The following is a 19,498-nucleotide window of genomic DNA, read 5'->3' on the forward strand; positions in this document are numbered from 1 at the left end:
CCGCCAGTGCCGCCGCCTTCACCGCCAGTGCCGCCGCCTTCGCCGCCGCCCGTGCCGGTGTCCTGTCCGCCGCCGGTGCCGGTGTCCTGCCCGCCGCCGGTGCCGGTATCCTGTCCGCCACCGGTTCCACCTTCGCCGACCGTGGCGGGGCTGCTCGTGTCGAATCCGCCGTTAGGTCCGGCTTCGAAGCTGCTGGCCGCGCCGGTATCCGCAAGAGCCATCGTCACCGGTCCTCCGACGACGCCGAACAAGCTCATTGTGGAAACGAGCAGCACTTTTTTGAATGCACTGTGCATATCTTTACCCTTCCTTGTTTCGGAACGGGCAGAGACTGGCATCCGGCAACTGACAGGCGGCTGAGCGCGGCTGTCAGCATTCTGTCAGGCGCGGCAAACGATGCGCTACTGCATGTTTCCATAAATCGCAGCCGATTTAAGGATAAGAACATGCAGCAACTCAAAGTGCTACAGCGTCCTTTGTGCGTCTGAAAAGACGCTCGGCGCTGTAGAACGCAAAAAGCCGCCCGAGGGCGGCTTTTTTGATCGAGATTTGTTTTGACGTGCGGCCCGCGCTACTACAGCGCCGCGCGCCCTGTCAGGCGCGCAAAGGTCGCTGTAGCACTTTGAATCGCTGCCTGTCTTTGCTCTTAAGTCGAGGTCGACTTAAGAAGACATGCAGTAGCCGGCCTTACTTCGGCGCAAGCACCATCATCATCTGGCGGCCTTCGAGCTTCGGTTCGGCTTCGACCTTGGCGATCGCCTGCGTATCGTCCTTGACCTGCAGCAGAAGCTTCATGCCGAGTTCCTGGTGAGCCATTTCGCGGCCGCGGAACTTCAGCGTCACCTTGACCTTGTCGCCGTCCTCGAAGAAGCGGTTCATCGCCTTCATCTTCACCTCATAATCATGGGTGTCGATGTTCGGGCGCATCTTGATTTCCTTGATCTCGACGATCTTCTGCTTCTTGCGCGCCTCGGCCGCCTTCTTCTGGTTGGCGTACTTCAGCTTGCCAAGATCGAGGATCTTGCACACCGGCGGTTCGGAATTCGGTGCGATCTCCACCAGATCGAGACCGGACTCTTCCGCCATGCGGAGCGCCTGGTCGATCGGGATGCTGCCCAAATTCTGGCCTTCGGCGTCGATGAGCTGAACCCGGGGGACCCGGATTTCCTTGTTTGCGCGCGGCCCTTCCTTGACTGGGGCGTCCGCTTTGAACGGTCTGCGAATGGTCGTACTCTCCTCGAGCTGTTTACGTGATAGTGGTCTAAAGAAACAATCAGCGTCATCTCAAACGGTGCGCTTGAAACAGTCACTGACGGCAATGTGTGAATTGCGGCTCCGGAGTCAATAGCATGGCCCGCGACGAAAATCACCTCTTCGTGGCCTTGGCGAATCTGTTTTTTGGCGGGATATCTGATCGAAACGGGTGATTGCAAGGGATGAAGCGATGTCAGCAATGCCGGCCGAAACCGAAGTCACGCATATAAAGGTGGGTGCGGACGCCACGGCGCGCAACATCGCCATGCGGATTTTCCGTGCCGAGCTTCCCGCCAACCGCCCCGCCCTCGTCTGGCTCGGCGGCTACCGGTCCGACATGACCGGGACGAAGGCGCTGGAGGTCGAACGCCACGCTCATGCGGTCGGAACGGACTGCGTGCGCTTCGACTATTCCGGCCATGGCGCTTCCGGCGGCGACTTCACGGAAGGCACGATCTCGCGCTGGCTCGAGGAAAGCCTCGCAGTCGTCGATCACGCCGTCGCCGGCCGCATGATCCTGATCGGTTCCTCGATGGGCGCCTGGGTCGCTCTACGCCTCATCGAAGAATTGAGGGCGCGCGGCCAGGGGAAACGCGTCGCCGGCCTGGTGCTGATTGCTCCCGCCCCGGATTTCACCACCGAGCTCGTCGAACCCAAACTGACGGAGGCCGAGCGGACTTCGCTTGCCGAGAAGGGCTATTTCGAGGAGCCATCAGACTATAGCCCCGAGCCTAATGTGTTCACCCTTGCCCTCATCGAGGACGGGCGGAAAAACCGGGTCCTCAAAGGGCCTGTCGAGACGGGCTGCCCGGTGCATATTCTGCAGGGCATGCGCGATCCGGATGTGCCCTATAGGCACGCGCTGAAGCTGATGGAGCACATGCCGGCGGACGACGTCGTCATGACCCTCATTCGCGACGGCGACCACCGGTTGTCGCGCGAGGAAGACATTGTCAAACTGAAACAGGCCGTCAGCGCCATTCTTGCCAAGGCCTGAGTGCCCGGCCGGCATCCGTTAGCACTCCGCCCTTTTTTGGAACGTATCCCGGACAGCCCGGGATGCGGGGCTTCCGCTGCCTTTTCGTGGGTGATCTTAACCATAAAGGTCATCCGACGAATCGGTAGATTGACTCAAACGGTCCGACCATATTAACTCTTTATTAACGATTAGAGCAGCGCTAGGGGAAGCCTACAAAAGCTGTCATCAACTTGAGATTGCGCGTGCACGCACGCGCTTGCAGGGGATCTGTATGGCATTTTGGACCGGGGTAAAGTCAGGCGTCGCTGCATTGTGCGCAGTTTTCGTTTCTGCAAGCATGGCAATTCCCGCCCAGTCGGGCTCCATGCCCTCAATGCAGACCGGCTCGGCAACCTCGCAGCCGATCGGGCATTTCGAGTTCTGTCAGAAGAACAGGAGTGAATGCGGCGTCCGGTCTCGGGCGGGCGCGGCGCCGCGAGTCACGGCGAGCGGCTGGGCCGTCATCCGGCAAGTGAACGCCGCGGTCAACCGCGAGATCTCGCCGGTCACCGACCAGGAGCTTCTCGGCAGGGACGAGGTCTGGTCCTATCCGAAAGGCCGGGGCGACTGCGAGGATTTCGCACTCGAGAAGCGCCGGCGCCTGATGCAGCGTGGCTTTGCTGCCGGCAATCTGCTGATGACCGTCGTGCGCAAGCCCGACGGAGAGGGCCATGCGGTGCTGACGGTGCGCACTGCCCAGGGCGACTTCATCCTCGATAATCTCGAAAACACCGTAAAGCTCTGGACCAAGACGCCCTACCGCTTCCTGAAACGCCAGGCCTCGAACAATAGCGGCCGCTGGGTCACGATCGACAACAGCGCCGAGGTGCTGGTCGGCTCCGTTGGCAAGTGAGCTGCCGGAGAATTACGAAGACAAGCCGATTTTCAAGAAGGGCCGGTCTCGGCCCTTTTTCGTGTCGTTACCTCATATTTTCCAGCACGCGTCAGGCATTGCCGATGACGATGCCCGCCGCCAGCACAAGGCCACCACCGAGCACGACCTGAAAGGCTGCTCTCAGGAACGGTGTCTCCATGAAACGGTTCTGGATGAAGGCAATGGCCCAGAGTTCGAAGAAGACGATCGCCACCGCGGTCACCGTCGCAGTCCAGAAGTGCGGAATGAGGTAGGGAAGCGCATGGCCGAGGCCGCCAAGCGCCGTCATGATGCCAGAGGCGAGGCCGCGCTTGACCGGTGAGCCGCGGCCGGAAAGCCGGCCGTCGTCATGGGCGGCCTCGGTAAAACCCATGGAGATCCCCGCACCGACCGAGGCCGAAAGCCCGACCAGGAAGGTCTGCCAGGTATCCTGGGTTGCGAAGGCGGCGGCGAAGATCGGCGCCAGCGTCGAAACCGAACCATCCATCAGGCCTGCCAGGCCCGGCTGCACATAGGTCAGAATGAACTGGCGATGGGACGTCTCGTCCTCATCGGCGCGCACGTCTGCGGGCGTATGCCTTTCGCCGAGCCGGCGGGCGAGAGATTCATGCGTCTTCTCGGCGATCGCCAGATCCCCCAACAGCTTGCGCGTCGCCGCGTCGCGCGTCCGTGCCGCCGCCTCGAGATAGAAGCGGTGGGCCGCCGCCTCCATGGCTTCCGCCTCGGTGCGGGCCTTTTCGATCGGCATTTCGGCAATCAGCCAGTCCGGCTTGCGCTCCGGAAAGTCACGCACATGCTCGCGCCGGATGAGCGGAATGCGGCTGCCGAAGCGCGCCACATGCAGGTCGATCAGGGCCTGCCGATGGTGGCTCTCCTCCTCCGCCATTTCCTCGAAGACCTTGGCGGATTGCGGGTATTTGTCGCGCAGCGCATGCGCATAGGCGAGATAGATGCGGCCATCGTCCTCTTCGGAAGCGATGGCGAGCGCCAGGATTTCCTGGTCGCTCAGCGAAAGAAAAGAACGCGTCGAGCGGGCGAAGAGGCGGGAAAACATCGGCGGACCTTCTTTAGAATAATTCTAAAGAAATAGGAGTCACGGGGCCGAGCGTCAAGTCCGCGAGCTGGCAGACAAGACCAACGACGCAGCGCTGCCGCCCCTCATCCCGCTGCCGCGACCTTCTCCCCGCACGCGGGGAGAAGAGACAATGCCGCGCGCTCCCAGCCCCCCTCCCTGCATGCGGGGAGAGGGTTAGGGTGAGGGGCAAACTTGGTTTGAACTCGCCGCGGGTGGAGACCACAAGCGCCAATCGCTGGCCTCAAATCGCCAGATCGAGTGTTTTTTCCCGCTCGATATAGGCGCGCTGCTGATCGGTGATGTAGTCGCGCACGATCGGCGCCGCATCGCGGGAGCGTGAAAGCTGCATGTGGAAGACGAGCTGGCTGCCGGTGCGGAACATCATCTCGGCGCTGATCAGATAGAACTCCCACATCCTGGCGAAGCGCTCGTCATACATTGCGATCACCTTGTCGCGGTTTTCCTCGAAGCGCGCGCCCCAATGGGCGAGCGTCGTCGCATAATGGACGCGCAGGAATTCGAGGTCGCTCACCCACAGGCTGTTGCGCTCGACAACCTCGAAAACCTCCGACAGGGCCGGCGAATAGGCGCCGGGAAAAATGTACTTCCTGAGCCAGGGGCTCGCCATGCCGGGCGGGCTCATATGACCGATCGAGTGCAGCACGGCGAGGCCGTCATCCGGCATCAGTGCGTTCAGCTTCTTGAAATACTCGTCGTAGTGATGGACGCCGACATGCTCGAACATGCCGACCGAGACGATGCGGTCGAAGGGGCCCTCGACGTCGCGATAGTCCTTCAACTCGAAGCGCACCCGGTCGGCCATGCCCGCGGCACGCGCCCGCTCGGAGGCGAGCGCCTGCTGCTCCTTCGACAGGGTGACGCCGAGGACCTCGACATTTTCGAGCGCCGCCAGATAGAGCGCCAGATCGCCCCAGCCGCAGCCGATGTCGAGCACTTTCATGCCGGGCTTCAGGCAGAGTTTTGCGGCCAGCAGCCGCAGCTTGTTGCGCTGCGCCGCCTCCAGCGTCTCATCCGGCTCGCGGAAATAGGCGCAGGAATAGAGCATGTTTTCGTCGAGGAAGAGTTTGTAGAACGCATTGCCGAGATCGTAGTGATGGGCGACGTTCTGCTGCGCCTTGCCTTTCGGATTGGCCTGCTGGCGCTTGCGGAAGCGCATCTTGATCGCCCGCAGCAGCTTCTGGATCGGGTAGGAGCCGAGCGACAGCCGGTTGATCGAGAAGAGAGTGAGGAAGTCGCGAAGCGTCGACCCCTCCTCGAAGCGCATCGTCCCGTCCATATAGGCCTCGCCGGCGGCGAGCTCGGCATTGAGGACGAGGCTGCGATAGAGCCGCTTGTCCGTCAGCCGCATCGTGACGCTCGGCCCGGGTTCGCCGGAAAAGACATGTCTTTTGCCGTCCGCATCGATCACGGTCAGCGTGCCCTTGCGGATGAAGGCTTTCATCATATGCGACAGTGGAAACATGCAATCCCTCGATCTCGTCCCGCGTCCCGGTGGCGGCAGGTGACCCTAAACAGCGGGCCTCCAAAATGCACGCCCAATCTTGCAGGCCTTGCACACTTGCATCTTGAGTTGCGGAAGCGGGCAAAGGAAAAGGGCGGCAGGTAACCCGCCGCCCCCATTCAACAGCGATCAAACCGCTAATCAGTCCTTGGCGCGTTCGACGTAGGAACCGTCTTCCGTCGCGATGACGACGCGGGTGCCGGCCTGGATATGCGGCGGCACGGAGGTGCGGACGCCGTTCGAAAGAAGGGCCGGCTTATAGGAGGAGGAGGCCGTTTGGCCCTTGACGACCGGTTCGGTCTCGGTGATCTCGAGGATGACGTGGCGCGGCAGGTCGATGGCGATCGCAATGCCTTCGTGGATCGACAACATCACAGCCATGCCTTCCTGGAGATAAGCCTTCAGGTCGCCGATATCGTCAACCGACATGACGAGCTGGTCGTAGCTCTCCGGATTCATGAAGTGGAAGCCTTCGGCATCCTCATAGAGGAAGGTGTGTTCGCGGTCCTCGACGAAGGCGCGCTCGACCTGCTCGGTGGTGCGATAGCGCTCCGAGACCTTCACGCCGTCGGAGATGCGGCGCATGTCGACCTGCGTGACCGGCGTGCCCTTGCCCGGATGGAAGTTCTGCGCGGTGAGCACGACATAGAGCTTGCCGTCGACGTCGAGAACGTTGCCCTTGCGGACCGAAGAGGCGATGACCTTGACCATTAGTCTTCCTTGTAAGAGAGGTATCAGCGACACGAGCGGGCCGGAGATCGGCCCGGAAAGGACGCGAAAATTACGATTTCGCGCCGCCACTACCCTAATTCCGCGCAAATAGCCAGCCTGAGCCGGCCTTCGCGCCGAAGAAAGCTTGGATCGAAACGACCATGCCGCATGCTTCTCCCTGGTGGACCCCGGATGTCCATGCCGACCGGCGACCCTTCCTGGTCGGGCGCAACCGCATCCAGTCGGCGCTCCGCCGCTTCTTCGCCGAGCGGGACTTCATCGAAGTGGATACGGCGACGCTGCAGGTGTCACCGGGCAATGAGGCGCATCTACATGCCTTCGCAACGCAAGCGCTCGGCCATGACGGATCAGTGCAGCCGCTCTATCTGCACACCTCGCCCGAATTCGCCTGCAAGAAGCTCATCGCTGCCGGCGAAAGACGCATCGCCTGTTTCGCCCATGTCTACCGCAATCGCGAGCGCGGCCCGCTGCACCATCCGGAATTCACCATGCTCGAATGGTACCGCGCCGGGGAGACCTACGAGACGTTGATGCGCGATTGCGCCGTGATCCTGGCGCTCGCCGCCGAGACTGCCGGCACGCCGTTCCTCTCTTACCAAGGGAGGACCTGCGATCCCTTCCTCGAACCGGAGCGGCTTTCGGTGGCCGAGGCCTTCGAGCGCTTCGCCGGGATCGATCTTCTCGCTTCGATAGGAAAAGACGGCGCCACCGATCGCGAAATCCTGGCGGCTGCGATGCGGCAAGCCGGCCTGCGGGTCGCCGACGACGACACCTGGGCTGACCTCTTCAGCGGCGTGCTGGTCGAAAAGGTCGAGCCCAATCTCGGCTTCGGCCGGCCGACGATCCTCGATGAATATCCGGTCGCTGAGGCCGCACTGGCCCGCCCGACGCCGCGCGACCGCCGGGTCGCCGAGCGTTTCGAGCTCTATGCCTGCGGGGTCGAGCTCGCCAACGCCTTCGGCGAACTGACGGATGCCAAGGAACAGCGCCGCCGCTTCGAGCTGGAGATGACGGAAAAGGCGCGGGTCTATGGCGAGACTTATCCGCTCGACGAGGACTTTCTAGCTGCACTTGCCATGATGCCCGAGGCGAGCGGCATCGCGCTCGGCTTCGACCGTCTGGTGATGCTGGCGATGGGTGCGGCGCGCATCGACCAGGTACTCTGGGCGCCGGTGGCGGAGGCGAGCACATGACCGCACACCGTCCCCTTCGTACGGCGGGCGATCTCGTCGAAGCCGGCCTGATCGACGCCTCGACCGAAGAAGCGATCTCCCGCGTCGCCTCCCGCTACGCAATTGCCATCAGCCCGGTTGTCGCAGGCCTCATCGACCGCGCCGATCCGCAGGATCCGATCGCCAGGCAGTTCGTGCCGGACGCGGCCGAACTGACGCTGACGCCGGAGGAGCGGGCCGATCCGATCGGCGACGGCGCTCACAGCCCCGTCACGGGTATCGTCCACCGCTATCCGGACCGGGTGCTGCTCAAGGCCGTGCATGTCTGCCCGGTCTATTGCCGCTTCTGCTTCCGCCGCGAGATGGTCGGTCCGCAGGGGCTCGGCACGCTGACGCCCTCCGAACTCGACGCGGCGATCGCCTATATCGCCGACCATTCGGAGATCTGGGAAGTGATCCTCACCGGCGGCGACCCGCTGGTGCTCTCGCCGCGGCGGCTCGGCGAAATCCTGGAGCGGCTCGGCGCAATCGACCACGTCAAGGTCGTCCGTTTCCACACGCGCGTGCCGGTCGTCGAGCCGCACCGCGTCGACGCGGATCTGATCGCTGCGCTCAAAAGCAGCGGCAAGGCGACCTATGTGGCGCTCCACGCCAATCATCCGCGCGAGCTGACGCCCGAAGCGCGGGCCGCCGCCGCCCGGCTGATCGATTCAGGGATCGTCATGGTCAGCCAATCGGTGCTGCTCAAGGGCGTCAATGACGACCCGGAAGTGCTCGCCGAACTGATGCGCGCCTTCGTCGAGACGCGGATCAAGCCCTATTACCTGCACCATCCGGATCTTGCGCCCGGCACCAGCCATTTCCGGCTGACGATCGAAGAGGGCCAGGCGCTCGTCGCCTCGTTGCGCGGCCGCGTCTCGGGCCTCTGCCAGCCGACCTATATCCTCGACATCCCCGGCGGCCACGGCAAGGCTGTCATCAGCGCCGGCGCGATCGAGGCGGAAGGGGGTGGCTGCTACACCGTCACCGATTTCCGCGGAAACGAGCACGCCTATCCGCCGCAAGGCTGACCGGCCGGCACAGCAAAAAGGCCGCGCGGAACACCACGCGGCCTTGGATCAGCAATCCCGTCGGGCAGATCAGCCCTGCTTGATCGGCGCGATCGAAATTTCCACGCGGCGGTTCTGGGCGCGGCCGGCCTCGCTGGAGTTCGAGGCGACGGGGCGCTCCATGCCGTAGCCCATGGTCGAGATGCGCCGCTGGTCGATGCCGCGGCTGCCGAGATAGTTGGCGACCGAAGCGGCGCGGCGCTCGGAGAGATCCTGGTTGTGGGAGGCGCTGCCGGTCGAATCGGTGTGACCGTCGACATCGATCAGCGTCTTGTTGTACTTGCGCAGCACGATCGCGACCGAGTCGAGCGTCGGATAGAAGGGCGGGATCACCTGGTCGCGGTCGGTCGCGAAGGTGATGTTCGACGGCATGTTGAGGATGATGCGGTCGCCTTGACGCGTCACCGAGATGCCGGTGCCCTGCAGCTGGGCGCGCAGTTCCGATTCCTGCTGGTCCATGTAGTTGCCGATCAGGCCGCCGCCGAGCGCACCGATGCCGGCGCCGACGAGCGCGGCGTCACGGCGTCCCGCCGAGCTGCCGCCGACCAGCAGGCCGGTCGCGGCGCCGAGGCCTGCACCGATCAATGCGCCACCGGCCGTGTTCGACATCTTCTGTTCTCCCGTGTAGGGATCGGTGGTCGTGCATCCGGAAAGATAGACGGCTGCGACAGCCAGGATGGCGCATTTCTTGATCATCGAATCAATGGTCCCCATTGGTGCTAAAGGTGCTTCATACTATCGATTGCGGCAGGAAGATGAAGGGGTGCCGCGCTTTCCACACGGACCGCCAAAACGTAACATTTCGGCGCTGCAGCATTTGAGCTTTGCTCCGCCACATTGCTGTCCAGAGCGCCCGCTAACCGAAGCTTCACATGCTCGCGTCAGGATCGCCCGGACGCGAACCAGACGAGAGGGACAGTACATGGCGATCGAGTTCGACGACACGGAGCGCAGCCTCAGCGATACGCTGGCCGGCATGATCGCTTCGATCAGAGGCAATACGATCACGCTGCGCGAGCTGATGATCGAGATCGGCGAACACGGCTTCCTGCTTCTCTGCGCGCTACTGACGCTGCCTTTCCTGATCCCGGTATCGATTCCCGGCGTCAGCACCGTCTTCGGCGCGGCGATCATTCTCATCTCGCTGGCGATCACCCTCAATCGACTGCCCTGGCTGCCGCAGCGCATTCTCGACCGGCAGATCGAAACCGAAAAGCTCGTGCCGACCTTGCAGAAGGGCGCCGCCCTGGTTTCAAAGCTCGACCGCTATGTGCGCCCCCGGCTGCTTTTCCTGACTGAGGGCGCCGTGATGAACCGCTTCAACGGCCTGATGATCATGGCCGGCGGCGTGCTCCTGTTGTTTCCGCTCGGCCTCATCCCGCTGTCGAACACCCTGCCGGGCATTGCCATCCTATTGTTGTCGCTAGGCATTATCCAGCGCGACGGGCTGATGGTGGCCGGCGGCTATCTCTTCCTCGTCGCAACCACGGTCTATTTCACCGTGCTCGCCTATGCGGCCTTCGCCGCCGGCCAGGGGCTTTCGCAATTCTTCGTGTCGTGAACCGGGCTATCCCGCACTGCGCGGTGTGATACCCCCCTCTGCCCTGCCGGGCATCTCCCCCACAAGGGGGGAGATCGGCCAGAAGCAAAGCCCTGCCCGACAGCAGGGACGCAAACGCAGAGATTGGCGAAGGTACGCCCCGGCATAGTTGATCAAGCGGAACATCGCCGCTTGCCGATCTCCCCCCTTGTGGGGGAGATGCCCGGCAGGGCAGAGGGGGGTGTACCAAGACCCACTTTGCCGCTATTCGCCGGTCGACGAAAAATCACGCAGCGATGCCCTTCAGCACGTTGGCGACGTTGAGGCCGATCTCCGGCACGCCGTAGCCGCCCTCCATGCAGACGACGACCGGCAGGCCGGTTTTCTTCAAGCGTTCGCCCATGTGCAGAAAATCCTCAGACTTCAGCTTGAAGAAGCTGATCGGATCGCGCTCGAAGGTGTCGACGCCGAGCGAGAGCACGAGGGCTTCCGCGCCGAAGCCGGCGATCCGCGACAGCGCGTCCTCCATCGCCGCCGCCCAGGTCTCGAAGGTGGTGCCGCGCGGCAGCGGATAGTTCTTCGTCGAACCAAGCCCCTCTCCAGACCCCTCCTCATCGGCAAAGCCGAGGAAATGCGGGAAGGCATCGACCGGATCGCCGTGCAGCGAGGCGAAGAACACGTCGCCGCGCTCGTAGAAAATATCCTGCGTGCCGTTGCCATGATGGAAGTCGACGTCGAGGACGGCGACCTTCGCGGCGCCGCGGTCGCGCAGGCGCTGGGCGGCGCAGGCGGCGTTGTTGATGAAGGAATAGCCGCCGAAGAGGTCGATCGCCGCATGATGGCCGGGCGGACGGCAGAGCGCGAAGGCGGCGGGACTGCCGGCAGCGACGTGATCGGCTGCCGAGATCGCGCAATCCATCGCGGCGCGGGCCGCGGCAAAGGTGCCATCGGTGATCGCCGTTTCGGCCGCGAAGGCATAGTAGCCGAGCGCGCCGTCGATATCCTTCGGCGGATGCTGGCGCATGCGCCGCGCCGGAAAGCAGGCCGGGATCGCCTCGCCGCGATAGCCGTCGGCGACCCAGCGCGCCCAGGCGGTTTCGAGGAATTCGAGATAGTCCGCCGAATGCAGTTTCAGCGCCGTCTCCATGCCGTGGCGTTCCGGCGCGAGCACGTCCGAGAAGCCGGCTCCCTTGACCGCTGCGAGGATCCATTCGGCCCGGAACGGCGCCTCGAAGGGCGGCACGAGCTCACCGCCGTGGAGCTCGGTCTTGGCGTCTCGGAGCTTGTGATCTTCGGAATAGAAAACGCGCATTTTTTGGAGGATCCTTCGGGGGGTGCTATCGGGAGTTCGTGAGGCAACCTACTTTACGATGAAGCGAAGCGAAATCGGTCGCGCTACTTGTCGTCCGCCCCTCCTCCGCCTGCCGCGTCCTTCTCCCCGCAGGCGGGGCGAAGGACGCGGCAGCGGAATGAGGGGAAAGCCATCGTCGCTCTAAGCCGCCAGGTGCTTGTAAAGGAACGTGGTCGCGCAATAGCGCCCGTCCGGCATCAGCGCATAGTCGGGAACGACGCCGGCCCGCAGCCAGCCGAAGCGTTCGTAGATCGCCTCCGCCGGCTCGCCGGTCGCCGTGTCGAGCACCAGCACTCTCCTGCCACGCTTCCGCGCCTCGGCTTCGGCAAGCTCCATCAGCCCACGGGCAAGGCCCAGGCCGCGCGCGTCGCGGTGCACGAGCAGCTTCTTGATATCGGCGCGGTGCGGCTGATTCGGCATCGTCGCGACGCCGAGTTGCACGGTCCCGACCGCTCGTCCATCGACCTCGGCGACGACGAGAACGGTCTCGTTGCGGCCGACCGCAGCCGCAACGCCCTCCCAGAAAGGCACCGCGTCTTCCGGTCCGAAAGGCTGCATGAAGCCAACCGAGGCGCCCCCCTCGACGCAATCGGAGAGGACCTCGGCAAGCGCCGTCAAGGCGGCGCGGGTTTGTTCTTCGGTGAGCACGCGGATGGTTACGTCAGGCATATTTACACCTTGGTGCGGCAGAGGATGACGGCGTAGTGCGCCGGCTCGTCATAGGGATTGTGAAAGACGTGGGCCTCTTCGAGCCCCATGAAGAGGCAGTCGCCCGCCTCAAGCACTTGCGGCCCGCTCTCCATCGTCAGTTCGAGCTTACCGGAGAAGAGCCAGAGGTGCTGGATGATGCCGCGGTCGGCCGGCTGGCGCTCGAAGACGACGCGGGCCCCCGGCGGGAACTCGACCTCGACGATATCGACCGGGGAGCCGAGGCCCTCCGGCGACACCGAGCGGCGCAGATAGCCGCTTTCCGGGTCGCGCCACAGCCGCTGTTCGGCCCGCCGTGCGACCGGCGAGGCATTTTCCGCAGCCGAGGCAAACAGCGCCGAGAGCGTCGTGCCGAGCGCACTGCAGAGTCTTGCCAGGAGCTGCGCCGTCGGGCTCGCCTCGCCGCGCTCGATGCGCGAGATCATGGCGCGGCTGACGCCGGAACGGGTCGCCAGTTCGTCGAGCGTCAGGGCCTGAGCGCTGCGCATGTCGCGCACACGTTCGCCGATCGTCCGTTCAAGAGAAGAGATCACTTGTTCCATTATTTGAGATTGCATTTCTCATATAGTGGAGTCCAGCGTAGCGACGCCGCAAAATAAATTTCTCGGATGCCGCTCCGGCGACAATGCGACGCGCGAGGTCACGGTAGGTTTGCGTCGGAAGAAACGGCTGCGGAGGAGAGGCACATGGAAGGCGGCCGTTCGTCGCTCTTGTCGATTGCCAGCATCGTCACGTCGATGACGGCTGTCGCCATCGGCAACGGCATGATGCTTGCCTACGTCCCCTTCGTGCTGACGCGCTCCGCGGCACCGGACTGGGTTCCCGGCGCGGCAGTCACGGCGATTGCCTTTGGCGGCCTGATCGGCTGCGTGCTCGCCGGTCCGCTGATCCGCCGCGTCGGCCATGCGCGGGCTTTCTCCTGCTCGATGGCGCTCGTCATCCTCGCTGCCGTGCTGATCAGCCTCGGCGTCCATCCCCTCCTCTGGATCTTCGCCCGCGCCCTCTACGGCGCAGCCGCCAGCACCAATTTCATCATCAGCCAGAGTTGGCTGAACCACGCGAGCGACAACCATTGGCGCGGCAAGGCGATGGCGCTCTTCTACATGGCCTATGTGATCGGGCTTGGGGCCGGCGCCTGGCTGTTCGGCCGCATCCCGGTCGACGGCAACATCGCGCCGATCATCACCATCTTTTTCACGGCGATCGCCATCCTGCCGATCGGGCTGACGCGCCTGCCGACGCCGCCGGCGCCGGCCAGGGTCAGCATCGACATCGCCATGGCCTGGCGCAGTTCCCCTGTCGCCTTCATCGGCGTGCTTGCCTCCGGCGGTCTGTCGATGCTGGTACAGGGCTTCACGCCGATCTATGCCGCCACCAACGCGATGAGCCAAGAGGACGTGGCGGCGCTGATGTTCGTCATGCAGTTCGGGCTGCTCGTCATCCAGTATCCGATGGGATCGCTTTCAGACCGGGTCGACCGGCGCATCGTTCTCGTCGCTACCTGCGCGCTGATCGTGGCGGCAGGGCTCGCGGCGCTCGTCGTCTCCTTCGACAGCCTTCTCCTGCTGATGCTCGTCTTCGCGCTCTTCGCCGGCGCCGTCGAAACGGTCTATTCGATCGCCAATGCGCATGCCAACGACCGCACCGACCCGGCCGATTATGTGCCGCTCGCCAGCACCATGCTTGTTGCCTGGTCGGCGGCAGCGACGCTGGTGCCGATGCTCGTGACGGTGCTGACGCCCGCCTTCGGCGCGCAGCTTTTCATCTACGCGACGATGGCGGTGGCGGTCCTCTATGCGGCCTTCGTGCTGGTTCGGCTGCGCATGCGTGAACGCGCGCCGCCGCAGCAATGCGAGACCTTCGAACTCAGAAGCGCGCAGGTGCCAAATGCCGGGGCACTCGCCGAGGCCGACGCGCCGTCGGAATAGCCGGATTTATAGTGAACGAAGCCTTCATTTCCCGCTTTGCGCCGCCTGATCGCACTGCTATATGCGGCCCATGAGCACACCATCTTCCAAGACGCCCCTGTCGCATATCCGCAACTTCTCGATCGTGGCCCATATCGACCACGGCAAATCGACGCTGGCCGACCGGCTGATCCAGTCGACCGGCGGGCTTGCCGAGCGCGAGATGTCCGAGCAGGTGCTGGACAGCATGGACATCGAGCGCGAGCGCGGCATCACCATCAAGGCCCAGACGGTGCGCCTGCACTACAAGGCCAACGACGGCGACACCTATGTGCTGAACCTGATCGACACGCCCGGCCACGTCGACTTCGCCTACGAGGTCTCGCGCTCGCTTTCGGCCTGCGAGGGCTCGCTGCTCGTCGTCGACGCCAGCCAGGGCGTCGAGGCCCAGACGCTCGCCAATGTCTACCAGGCGATCGACAACAATCACGAGATCGTCACCGTTCTCAACAAGATCGACCTGCCGGCGGCCGAGCCCGACCGCATCAAGGAGCAGATCGAGGAGGTGATCGGCATCGACGCCTCCGACGCGGTGCTGATCTCGGCGAAGACCGGCCTCGGCATTCCGGATGTGCTGGAAGCGATCGTCCACAAGCTGCCGGCGCCGAAGAGCCCCGGCGGCGAGAAGGCGCCGTTGAAGGCACTGCTCGTCGACAGCTGGTATGACGCCTACCTCGGGGTCATGGTTCTGGTGCGCGTCATCGACGGAACCCTGAAAAAGGGCATGACCATCCGCATGATGGGAACGGATGCGAAATACCAGGTGGAGCGCGTCGGCGTGCTGACGCCGAAGATGGTTGCGATGGATTCGCTCGGCCCCGGCGAGATCGGCTTCATCACCGCCTCGATCAAGGAAGTGGCCGATACCCGCGTCGGCGATACAATCACCGAAGACAAGCGGCCGACGGCCAAGGCACTGCCGGGTTTCAAGCCGGCCCAGCCCGTCGTTTTCTGCGGTCTATTTCCCGTCGACGCCGCCGACTTCGAGGACCTGCGCTCCGCGATGGGCAAGTTACGCCTTAACGATGCGTCTTTCTCGTTCGAAATGGAATCCTCCGCCGCGCTCGGCTTCGGCTTCCGCTGCGGCTTCCTCGGCCTTCTGCACCTTGAAATCATCCAGGAGCGGCTGGAGCGCGAATTCGATCTCGATCTGATCGCGACCGCGCCATCGGTCGTCTACAAGCTGTTCATGAACGATAGCTCAGAGCGTGAGCTTCACAACCCCGCCGACATGCCGGATGTCGTCAAGATCGCTGAAATCCACGAACCGTGGATTCGCGCGACGATCCTAACGCCCGATGACTATCTCGGCGGCATCCTGAAGCTCTGTCAGGATCGGCGCGGCATCCAAGTCGAGCTCACCTATGTCGGCAGCCGAGCAATGCTGACCTATGACCTGCCGCTCAACGAAGTTGTTTTCGATTTCTATGACCGGCTGAAGTCGATTTCCAAGGGCTACGCCTCCTTCGACTACCAGATCACCGACCACCGGGAAGGCAACCTTGTGAAGATGTCTATCCTCGTCAACGGCGAGCCGGTAGACGCGCTGTCGATGATGGTGCACCGCATGGCGGCGGAAAAGCGCGGCCGCGAAATGTGCGAGAAGCTGAAAGAGCTGATCCCGAAGCATATGTTCAAGATCCCGATCCAGGCCGCCATCGGCGGCAATGTGATCGCGCGCGAAACCATCTCGGCACTGCGCAAGGACGTGACCGCCAAGTGTTACGGCGGCGACGCTACCCGCAAACGCAAGCTTCTGGAAAAGCAGAAGGCCGGCAAGAAGCGCATGCGCCAGTTCGGCAAGGTGGAGATCCCGCAGGAGGCGTTTATCGCCGCGCTGAAGATGGGCGACGAGTGATTGTTCTCTTCCCGTGAAGATGCGCATATAATGTGCGCATCTTCACGGGAGCGAATATGAAACGCACGATCGCAAGGCGCCCGACTAATCTTTCACTTGATGGCGATCTGCTTTCGCAGGCGCGCGATCTCAAGATCAATGTTTCGCGGGCCGCGGAAGAGGGCATTGCCCAGGCTGTCAGGGCAGAACAGGAACGGCTCTGGCGCGTCGAGAATGCCAAATCGATCGCCGATGCCAATGATTTTGTCGAAAAACGCGGACTGCCGCTCGCCAAGCTACGGCAGTTCTGATGGCACGCTTTCACGTCTACCGCCTGAAGCAAAGCGAAACATTGGTGATCGATCTTCAGGCCGGCCTGTTCGATGCCCTGAAGACCAGGATCGTCGCACCCCTCATTCCGGCGCCTGATATTGACCACGTCATGGCCGGCCTCAACCCGCGTGTAACGATCAACGGCGAGGCCTACGTCGTGGCTATCCATCTTATGGCTGCCATTTCGGTCAGCGAACTCGGCGCGTTGATCGGTGATCTGTCACATCAGCGCGACAAAATTGTCGCCGCCACGGATTTCGCATTTCAGGGCTTTTGAACGCCCAGGTGCGTGTGCATGGATCCTCGGGTCAAGGCAGGTCAAGGATGACGGGGAGAAAAGCGTCAGGACCTCGCAGATAATTCTCACAAGCGCTTCATAGCAAATACCGCTTCGAAATCCGATCGACCAACCGCCCGTCCCTCAGCGGCACCGCCTTGTCGACCTTGTAGTCGGTAAAGCCCATCTTGCTGTAGTAGGCCAGACCGCCGATGTTGTCGGCGCGGATCGTGGCGTTGATCGCCGTGAGGCCGGCGTCGCGGGCATGCGCTTTGGTGGCGGCGAACAGCGCCGTGCCGGCACCCGGTCGTTTTGCATGCGGCCGGGCGAAGGTGCCGATGTCCGCCCAACCTTCCGGCAGCCCGTCCGAGCGCTCCAGGCCCTGGAAGGCGCAGGGTTGGCCCGAACCGTCGTCGGCGACGAAGCAACTGACGAAGCCCGGGCCGGAAAGAAAATGGCTGACGAAGCTCTCATGCGTGAACGGTGTTTCATGGGCCGTGGTGCCGCCGATCCGTATGATCTCGTTCAGGAAGGCGCAAAGCGCCGTCACATCCTCGGCCCGTGCCCGGCGGACACTGATCATTGCTGCTTCGGTCATCGATTCTCTTCTTTCCCTCTTCCGGTTCAACGAAGAAGCCGCGCCGGGTTCCCCACCACCGTCACGCCCGGCGCCACGCCCTTCGCCACCACCGCCCCTGCCCCGACAATGGCGCCGTCGCCGATCGTCACGCCGGCCAGGATGATCGCGCCGCCGCCGATCCAGACGTCCTTACCGATGGTCACGGGCCGGGCGATCTCCAGCCCGGCGCGACGGAGCGCAACATCCTTGTGGTGCTCGGCACAGTAGATGTGGACGCCCGGACCGAGCATCGAACCCTCGCCGATCGCGACCGATGCGCTGTCGAGAATGGTGCAGCCGGCGTTCAGGTAGACGCCGGCGCCGAGCTTGATGTTGACGCCGTAGGAGCAATGGAACGGCGCTTCGATGAAGACGTCCTCAGCGACCGCCGCGAGGAGCGCCTCCAGCGCCGGGGCCATGCGGCCGCGCTGATCCGGTGGCATGGTGTTGTGCTGGTGCACGGCCCTGCGGGCCGCAGCGCGCATCGCGTCCAGTTCCGGATCGAGGCACGCGTACCACTCGCCCGCCGCCATCTTTTCGCGCTCGCTTTTCGTCACGGCCGGGCCTGTCCCTTGGCCCTGGCGCGGGCCTCATTGAGGCGATCGAGGCTCTCCTTAGGCCATTCCGCCTGAACGTCGTAGTAAGCCTCGAAGGCCCGGGCACCGGCCGGCAGCGGCATCCAATCGAGTTTCGAGCGCGTGTAGATGTGCACGTCCGGCGGGAACGCCGACGGCCGGTCGAGCGTCGCGAGACGCAGAAAGGCAAGCCACTTGCGCCGGCCATAGTCGCTCCAGAGCGACGACTGGCAATCGACACAGCGATAGACGTCGTGCGGGCGGCCGCTGTCGGTCGAAAGCGTGACCATGACCGGCTCGCCCGTCAAAACTTCGAGGTTTTCCGCCTCGACCAGGCCGTTGATCGCGAAAGCGCTGCCGATCTGCCGCTGGCAATCGCGGCAATGGCAGCAATGGACGAACATCGGCGGGCGTTTCAGCCGATAGCGGATGCGGCCGCAGAAGCAGCCGCCTTCGATCGCTTCACGCATGGCTCCTCCTTGGACTCCTCTGGCCGGAGATGACCATGGGTGGAACTGTCGCGCAAGTGCAGAAGAGAACTACGGCGGGCTACAGCCGGGTGCCGGAGGCACGGCGGTGCCGCGCCTCCGGCGAGACTATCAGAATTGCTTGCTGAGCTTGGCGTCGACCGACTGGCCGTTCGCGCCGCGGATGGCGAAGAAGAAGGTGATCGCCGCCCAGAGGATCGACTTCTCGGCGCCGCCGAGGCCCTGGCCCTGGACGATGCCGTGGAAATAGACCGTGACGAGCAGCACGATGGTGGCTGCAATGGCGGCGGGCCGGGTCAGGAAGCCGATGGCGATGAAGATGCCGCCGAAGAATTCGGTGGCGGAAAGCAGCGGCGACCAGAAGACGCCGGGATAGAAGCCGAGCCCTTCGACCATTCCGACGGCACCGAAGGGATCGAGGATCTTGCCGTAGCCATGGGTGACGAGCAGCGCACCGGCCAGGACGCGCAGCAGCGTCTCGGCGAAGGTGTCGAGCGGCAGGTAGATCTTCTCGAGCGCCGGCAGGATGGCGCGCGGGCGGCTGTTGGTGGCAGTGGTCATGGATTCCCTCTCGCAGTGTGTTGCAATGCAAAAATCTCTTGCCGGACATGCCTTTGAAAACAAGGACCGCGCGATAAAAACATGATTGTCCAAGTTGACATTTATGTGAAGAGCCGGTGAAGGGCCGGTTGTTCCACGGACGCCGGGGAGCTATGTTTGCCGAAAACAGGACATGTCAGATGAGCGAGAAGCCGCGCGTCACAATCCTCTACTGCACCCAGTGCAACTGGCTGCTGCGCGCCGGCTGGATGGCGCAGGAGCTGCTCTCCACCTTCGCCGATACGCTCGGCGAGGTGGCACTGATCCCCGGCACCGGCGGCAATTTCGAGATCCGCGTCGATGGCGAGCTCGTCTGGGAGCGCAAGCGCGACGGCGGCTTTCCAGGGCCGAAGGAATTGAAGCAGCGGATCCGCGACGTGATCGAGCCGGAGCGCGATCTCGGCCACGTCGACAGGACTTGAAGCCCTGGATTTCGGTCTCCTCGCC

The 19,498-nt window shown here is 63.5% G+C and carries 22 protein-coding genes and 1 pseudogene; 10 read left to right on the forward strand and 13 right to left on the reverse strand.

All coding sequences use genetic code 11. The features are described from left to right. Together N181_RS17060 and infC are read right to left on the reverse strand one after the other, a co-directional pair. Window positions 1-296 (reverse strand): annotated as a pseudogene (locus N181_RS17060) (hypothetical protein); the annotation flags it as partial. A gap of 391 nt (window positions 297-687) precedes the next feature. Then, on the reverse strand, window positions 688-1,224 hold the full coding sequence (gene infC, locus N181_RS17065; RefSeq protein WP_080577678.1) for a translation initiation factor IF-3: 537 nt from the start codon (window positions 1,222-1,224) through the stop codon (window positions 688-690). A gap of 220 nt (window positions 1,225-1,444) precedes the next feature. Between infC and N181_RS17070 the strand changes: the two genes are divergently transcribed. Continuing rightward, window positions 1,445-2,251: an alpha/beta hydrolase gene (locus N181_RS17070; RefSeq protein ID WP_014330712.1), complete on the forward strand. Its 807-nt coding sequence runs from the start codon at window positions 1,445-1,447 to the stop codon at window positions 2,249-2,251. Window positions 2,252-2,504: 253 nt separating this feature from the next. Then, on the forward strand, window positions 2,505-3,125 hold the full coding sequence (locus tag N181_RS17075; RefSeq protein ID WP_014330711.1) for a transglutaminase-like cysteine peptidase: 621 nt from the start codon (window positions 2,505-2,507) through the stop codon (window positions 3,123-3,125). 91 nt (window positions 3,126-3,216) lie between these two features. On the opposite strand, the gene mbfA is transcribed toward N181_RS17075, so the two are convergent. From mbfA to efp, 3 genes are all read right to left on the reverse strand, one after another. After that, entirely contained in the window at window positions 3,217-4,200 is a 984-nt protein-coding gene (mbfA, locus tag N181_RS17080; protein ID WP_014330710.1) for an iron exporter MbfA, read from the reverse strand. 262 nt (window positions 4,201-4,462) lie between these two features. Further along, window positions 4,463-5,704: a cyclopropane-fatty-acyl-phospholipid synthase gene (gene cfa1, locus N181_RS17085; RefSeq protein WP_014330709.1), complete on the reverse strand. Its 1,242-nt coding sequence runs from the start codon at window positions 5,702-5,704 to the stop codon at window positions 4,463-4,465. Between the two features lie 180 nt (window positions 5,705-5,884). Beyond that, window positions 5,885-6,454 (reverse strand): elongation factor P, encoded by a 570-nt coding sequence (efp, locus tag N181_RS17090; RefSeq protein ID WP_014330708.1) that lies wholly within the window; start codon window positions 6,452-6,454, stop codon window positions 5,885-5,887. 161 nt (window positions 6,455-6,615) lie between these two features. On the opposite strand from efp, the gene epmA reads away from it, so the two are divergent. Further along, window positions 6,616-7,668 (forward strand): EF-P lysine aminoacylase EpmA, encoded by a 1,053-nt coding sequence (gene epmA / locus N181_RS17095; RefSeq protein ID WP_060563614.1) that lies wholly within the window; start codon window positions 6,616-6,618, stop codon window positions 7,666-7,668. After that, the gene (locus N181_RS17100) at window positions 7,665-8,717 is read left to right on the forward strand and encodes a lysine-2,3-aminomutase-like protein (RefSeq protein WP_037398801.1); all 1,053 of its coding nucleotides are present in this window, start codon (window positions 7,665-7,667) and stop codon (window positions 8,715-8,717) included. The genes epmA and N181_RS17100 overlap by 4 nt, the downstream gene beginning before the upstream one ends. 69 nt (window positions 8,718-8,786) lie before the next feature. Here N181_RS17100 and N181_RS17105 read toward each other — a convergent pair whose 3' ends face one another. Then, window positions 8,787-9,452 carry a YiaD family glycine zipper/OmpA-like lipoprotein gene (locus N181_RS17105; RefSeq protein ID WP_014330705.1) on the reverse strand — a complete coding sequence of 222 codons (666 nt, stop codon included), beginning with the start codon at window positions 9,450-9,452 and terminating at the stop codon, window positions 8,787-8,789. Between the two features lie 226 nt (window positions 9,453-9,678). Here N181_RS17105 and N181_RS17110 point away from each other — a divergent pair, with 226 nt between their 5' ends. After that, window positions 9,679-10,317, forward strand: coding sequence for an exopolysaccharide biosynthesis protein (locus N181_RS17110; protein ID WP_014330704.1), 639 nt, complete (start codon window positions 9,679-9,681; stop codon window positions 10,315-10,317). 265 nt (window positions 10,318-10,582) lie between these two features. Here the strand turns inward: N181_RS17110 and N181_RS17115 are convergent, their stop codons facing one another. The 3 genes from N181_RS17115 to N181_RS17125 form a co-directional block, all read right to left on the reverse strand. Then, a complete protein-coding gene (locus N181_RS17115) occupies window positions 10,583-11,608 on the reverse strand; it encodes a histone deacetylase family protein (RefSeq protein WP_037398799.1) in 1,026 nt (341 codons plus the stop codon). A gap of 180 nt (window positions 11,609-11,788) precedes the next feature. Then, on the reverse strand, window positions 11,789-12,316 hold the full coding sequence (locus N181_RS17120) for a GNAT family N-acetyltransferase (protein WP_037398796.1): 528 nt from the start codon (window positions 12,314-12,316) through the stop codon (window positions 11,789-11,791). Between the two features lie 2 nt (window positions 12,317-12,318). Next, window positions 12,319-12,897 carry a helix-turn-helix domain-containing protein gene (locus N181_RS17125; protein ID WP_037436942.1) on the reverse strand — a complete coding sequence of 193 codons (579 nt, stop codon included), beginning with the start codon at window positions 12,895-12,897 and terminating at the stop codon, window positions 12,319-12,321. A gap of 144 nt (window positions 12,898-13,041) precedes the next feature. On the opposite strand from N181_RS17125, the gene N181_RS17130 reads away from it, so the two are divergent. The 4 genes from N181_RS17130 to N181_RS17145 all read left to right on the forward strand — a co-directional run bounded on the left by N181_RS17130 (window position 13,042) and on the right by N181_RS17145 (window position 16,769). Then, window positions 13,042-14,283: an MFS transporter gene (locus tag N181_RS17130; RefSeq protein ID WP_037398778.1), complete on the forward strand. Its 1,242-nt coding sequence runs from the start codon at window positions 13,042-13,044 to the stop codon at window positions 14,281-14,283. A gap of 61 nt (window positions 14,284-14,344) precedes the next feature. After that, the gene (gene lepA, locus N181_RS17135) at window positions 14,345-16,180 is read left to right on the forward strand and encodes a translation elongation factor 4 (RefSeq protein ID WP_037398774.1); all 1,836 of its coding nucleotides are present in this window, start codon (window positions 14,345-14,347) and stop codon (window positions 16,178-16,180) included. 56 nt (window positions 16,181-16,236) lie between these two features. Further along, on the forward strand, window positions 16,237-16,470 hold the full coding sequence (locus N181_RS17140; RefSeq protein WP_014330697.1) for a type II toxin-antitoxin system CcdA family antitoxin: 234 nt from the start codon (window positions 16,237-16,239) through the stop codon (window positions 16,468-16,470). After that, a complete protein-coding gene (locus tag N181_RS17145) occupies window positions 16,470-16,769 on the forward strand; it encodes a CcdB family protein (protein WP_014330696.1) in 300 nt (99 codons plus the stop codon). The genes N181_RS17140 and N181_RS17145 overlap by 1 nt, the downstream gene beginning before the upstream one ends. A 97-nt stretch (window positions 16,770-16,866) precedes the next feature. Here the strand turns inward: N181_RS17145 and N181_RS17150 are convergent, their stop codons facing one another. From N181_RS17150 to N181_RS17165, 4 genes are all read right to left on the reverse strand, one after another. Continuing rightward, entirely contained in the window at window positions 16,867-17,367 is a 501-nt protein-coding gene (locus tag N181_RS17150; protein ID WP_037398772.1) for a GNAT family N-acetyltransferase, read from the reverse strand. Window positions 17,368-17,393: 26 nt separating this feature from the next. Beyond that, window positions 17,394-17,945, reverse strand: coding sequence for a sugar O-acetyltransferase (locus N181_RS17155; RefSeq protein WP_037398769.1), 552 nt, complete (start codon window positions 17,943-17,945; stop codon window positions 17,394-17,396). Further along, a complete protein-coding gene (locus N181_RS17160; protein WP_037398767.1) occupies window positions 17,942-18,433 on the reverse strand; it encodes a GFA family protein in 492 nt (163 codons plus the stop codon). The genes N181_RS17155 and N181_RS17160 overlap by 4 nt, the downstream gene beginning before the upstream one ends. Before the next feature lie 129 nt (window positions 18,434-18,562). Further along, the gene (locus N181_RS17165; RefSeq protein ID WP_060563616.1) at window positions 18,563-19,012 is read right to left on the reverse strand and encodes a DoxX family protein; all 450 of its coding nucleotides are present in this window, start codon (window positions 19,010-19,012) and stop codon (window positions 18,563-18,565) included. A 179-nt stretch (window positions 19,013-19,191) separates the two neighbouring features. On the opposite strand from N181_RS17165, the gene N181_RS17170 reads away from it, so the two are divergent. After that, window positions 19,192-19,473 (forward strand): Rdx family protein, encoded by a 282-nt coding sequence (locus N181_RS17170; RefSeq protein ID WP_037398761.1) that lies wholly within the window; start codon window positions 19,192-19,194, stop codon window positions 19,471-19,473. Window positions 19,474-19,498 lie beyond the last annotated feature (25 nt).

The organism is Sinorhizobium fredii USDA 205 (assembly GCF_001461695.1).
Classification (GTDB): Bacteria; Pseudomonadota; Alphaproteobacteria; order Rhizobiales; family Rhizobiaceae; genus Sinorhizobium; species Sinorhizobium fredii.

Bases quoted from the DNA above. Each gene is read 5' to 3' on its own strand.
- lepA (WP_037398774.1), top strand. From the start codon at position 14,345: ATGCGGCCCATGAGCACACCATCTTCCAAGACGCCCCTGTCGCATATC.
- N181_RS17070 (WP_014330712.1), top strand. From the start codon at position 1,445: ATGTCAGCAATGCCGGCCGAAACCGAAGTCACGCATATAAAGGTGGGT.
- N181_RS17075 (WP_014330711.1), top strand. From the start codon at position 2,505: ATGGCATTTTGGACCGGGGTAAAGTCAGGCGTCGCTGCATTGTGCGCA.
- N181_RS17145 (WP_014330696.1), top strand. From the start codon at position 16,470: ATGGCACGCTTTCACGTCTACCGCCTGAAGCAAAGCGAAACATTGGTG.
- cfa1 (WP_014330709.1), bottom strand. From the start codon at position 5,704: ATGTTTCCACTGTCGCATATGATGAAAGCCTTCATCCGCAAGGGCACG.
- N181_RS17105 (WP_014330705.1), bottom strand. From the start codon at position 9,452: ATGATCAAGAAATGCGCCATCCTGGCTGTCGCAGCCGTCTATCTTTCC.
- N181_RS17120 (WP_037398796.1), bottom strand. From the start codon at position 12,316: ATGCCTGACGTAACCATCCGCGTGCTCACCGAAGAACAAACCCGCGCC.
- N181_RS17140 (WP_014330697.1), top strand. From the start codon at position 16,237: ATGAAACGCACGATCGCAAGGCGCCCGACTAATCTTTCACTTGATGGC.
- N181_RS17160 (WP_037398767.1), bottom strand. From the start codon at position 18,433: ATGCGTGAAGCGATCGAAGGCGGCTGCTTCTGCGGCCGCATCCGCTAT.
- epmA (WP_060563614.1), top strand. From the start codon at position 6,616: ATGCCGCATGCTTCTCCCTGGTGGACCCCGGATGTCCATGCCGACCGG.
- N181_RS17115 (WP_037398799.1), bottom strand. From the start codon at position 11,608: ATGCGCGTTTTCTATTCCGAAGATCACAAGCTCCGAGACGCCAAGACC.
- N181_RS17170 (WP_037398761.1), top strand. From the start codon at position 19,192: ATGAGCGAGAAGCCGCGCGTCACAATCCTCTACTGCACCCAGTGCAAC.
- N181_RS17130 (WP_037398778.1), top strand. From the start codon at position 13,042: ATGGAAGGCGGCCGTTCGTCGCTCTTGTCGATTGCCAGCATCGTCACG.
- N181_RS17100 (WP_037398801.1), top strand. From the start codon at position 7,665: ATGACCGCACACCGTCCCCTTCGTACGGCGGGCGATCTCGTCGAAGCC.
- mbfA (WP_014330710.1), bottom strand. From the start codon at position 4,200: ATGTTTTCCCGCCTCTTCGCCCGCTCGACGCGTTCTTTTCTTTCGCTG.
- N181_RS17165 (WP_060563616.1), bottom strand. From the start codon at position 19,012: ATGACCACTGCCACCAACAGCCGCCCGCGCGCCATCCTGCCGGCGCTC.
- N181_RS17125 (WP_037436942.1), bottom strand. From the start codon at position 12,897: ATGGAACAAGTGATCTCTTCTCTTGAACGGACGATCGGCGAACGTGTG.
- efp (WP_014330708.1), bottom strand. From the start codon at position 6,454: ATGGTCAAGGTCATCGCCTCTTCGGTCCGCAAGGGCAACGTTCTCGAC.
- N181_RS17150 (WP_037398772.1), bottom strand. From the start codon at position 17,367: ATGACCGAAGCAGCAATGATCAGTGTCCGCCGGGCACGGGCCGAGGAT.
- N181_RS17110 (WP_014330704.1), top strand. From the start codon at position 9,679: ATGGCGATCGAGTTCGACGACACGGAGCGCAGCCTCAGCGATACGCTG.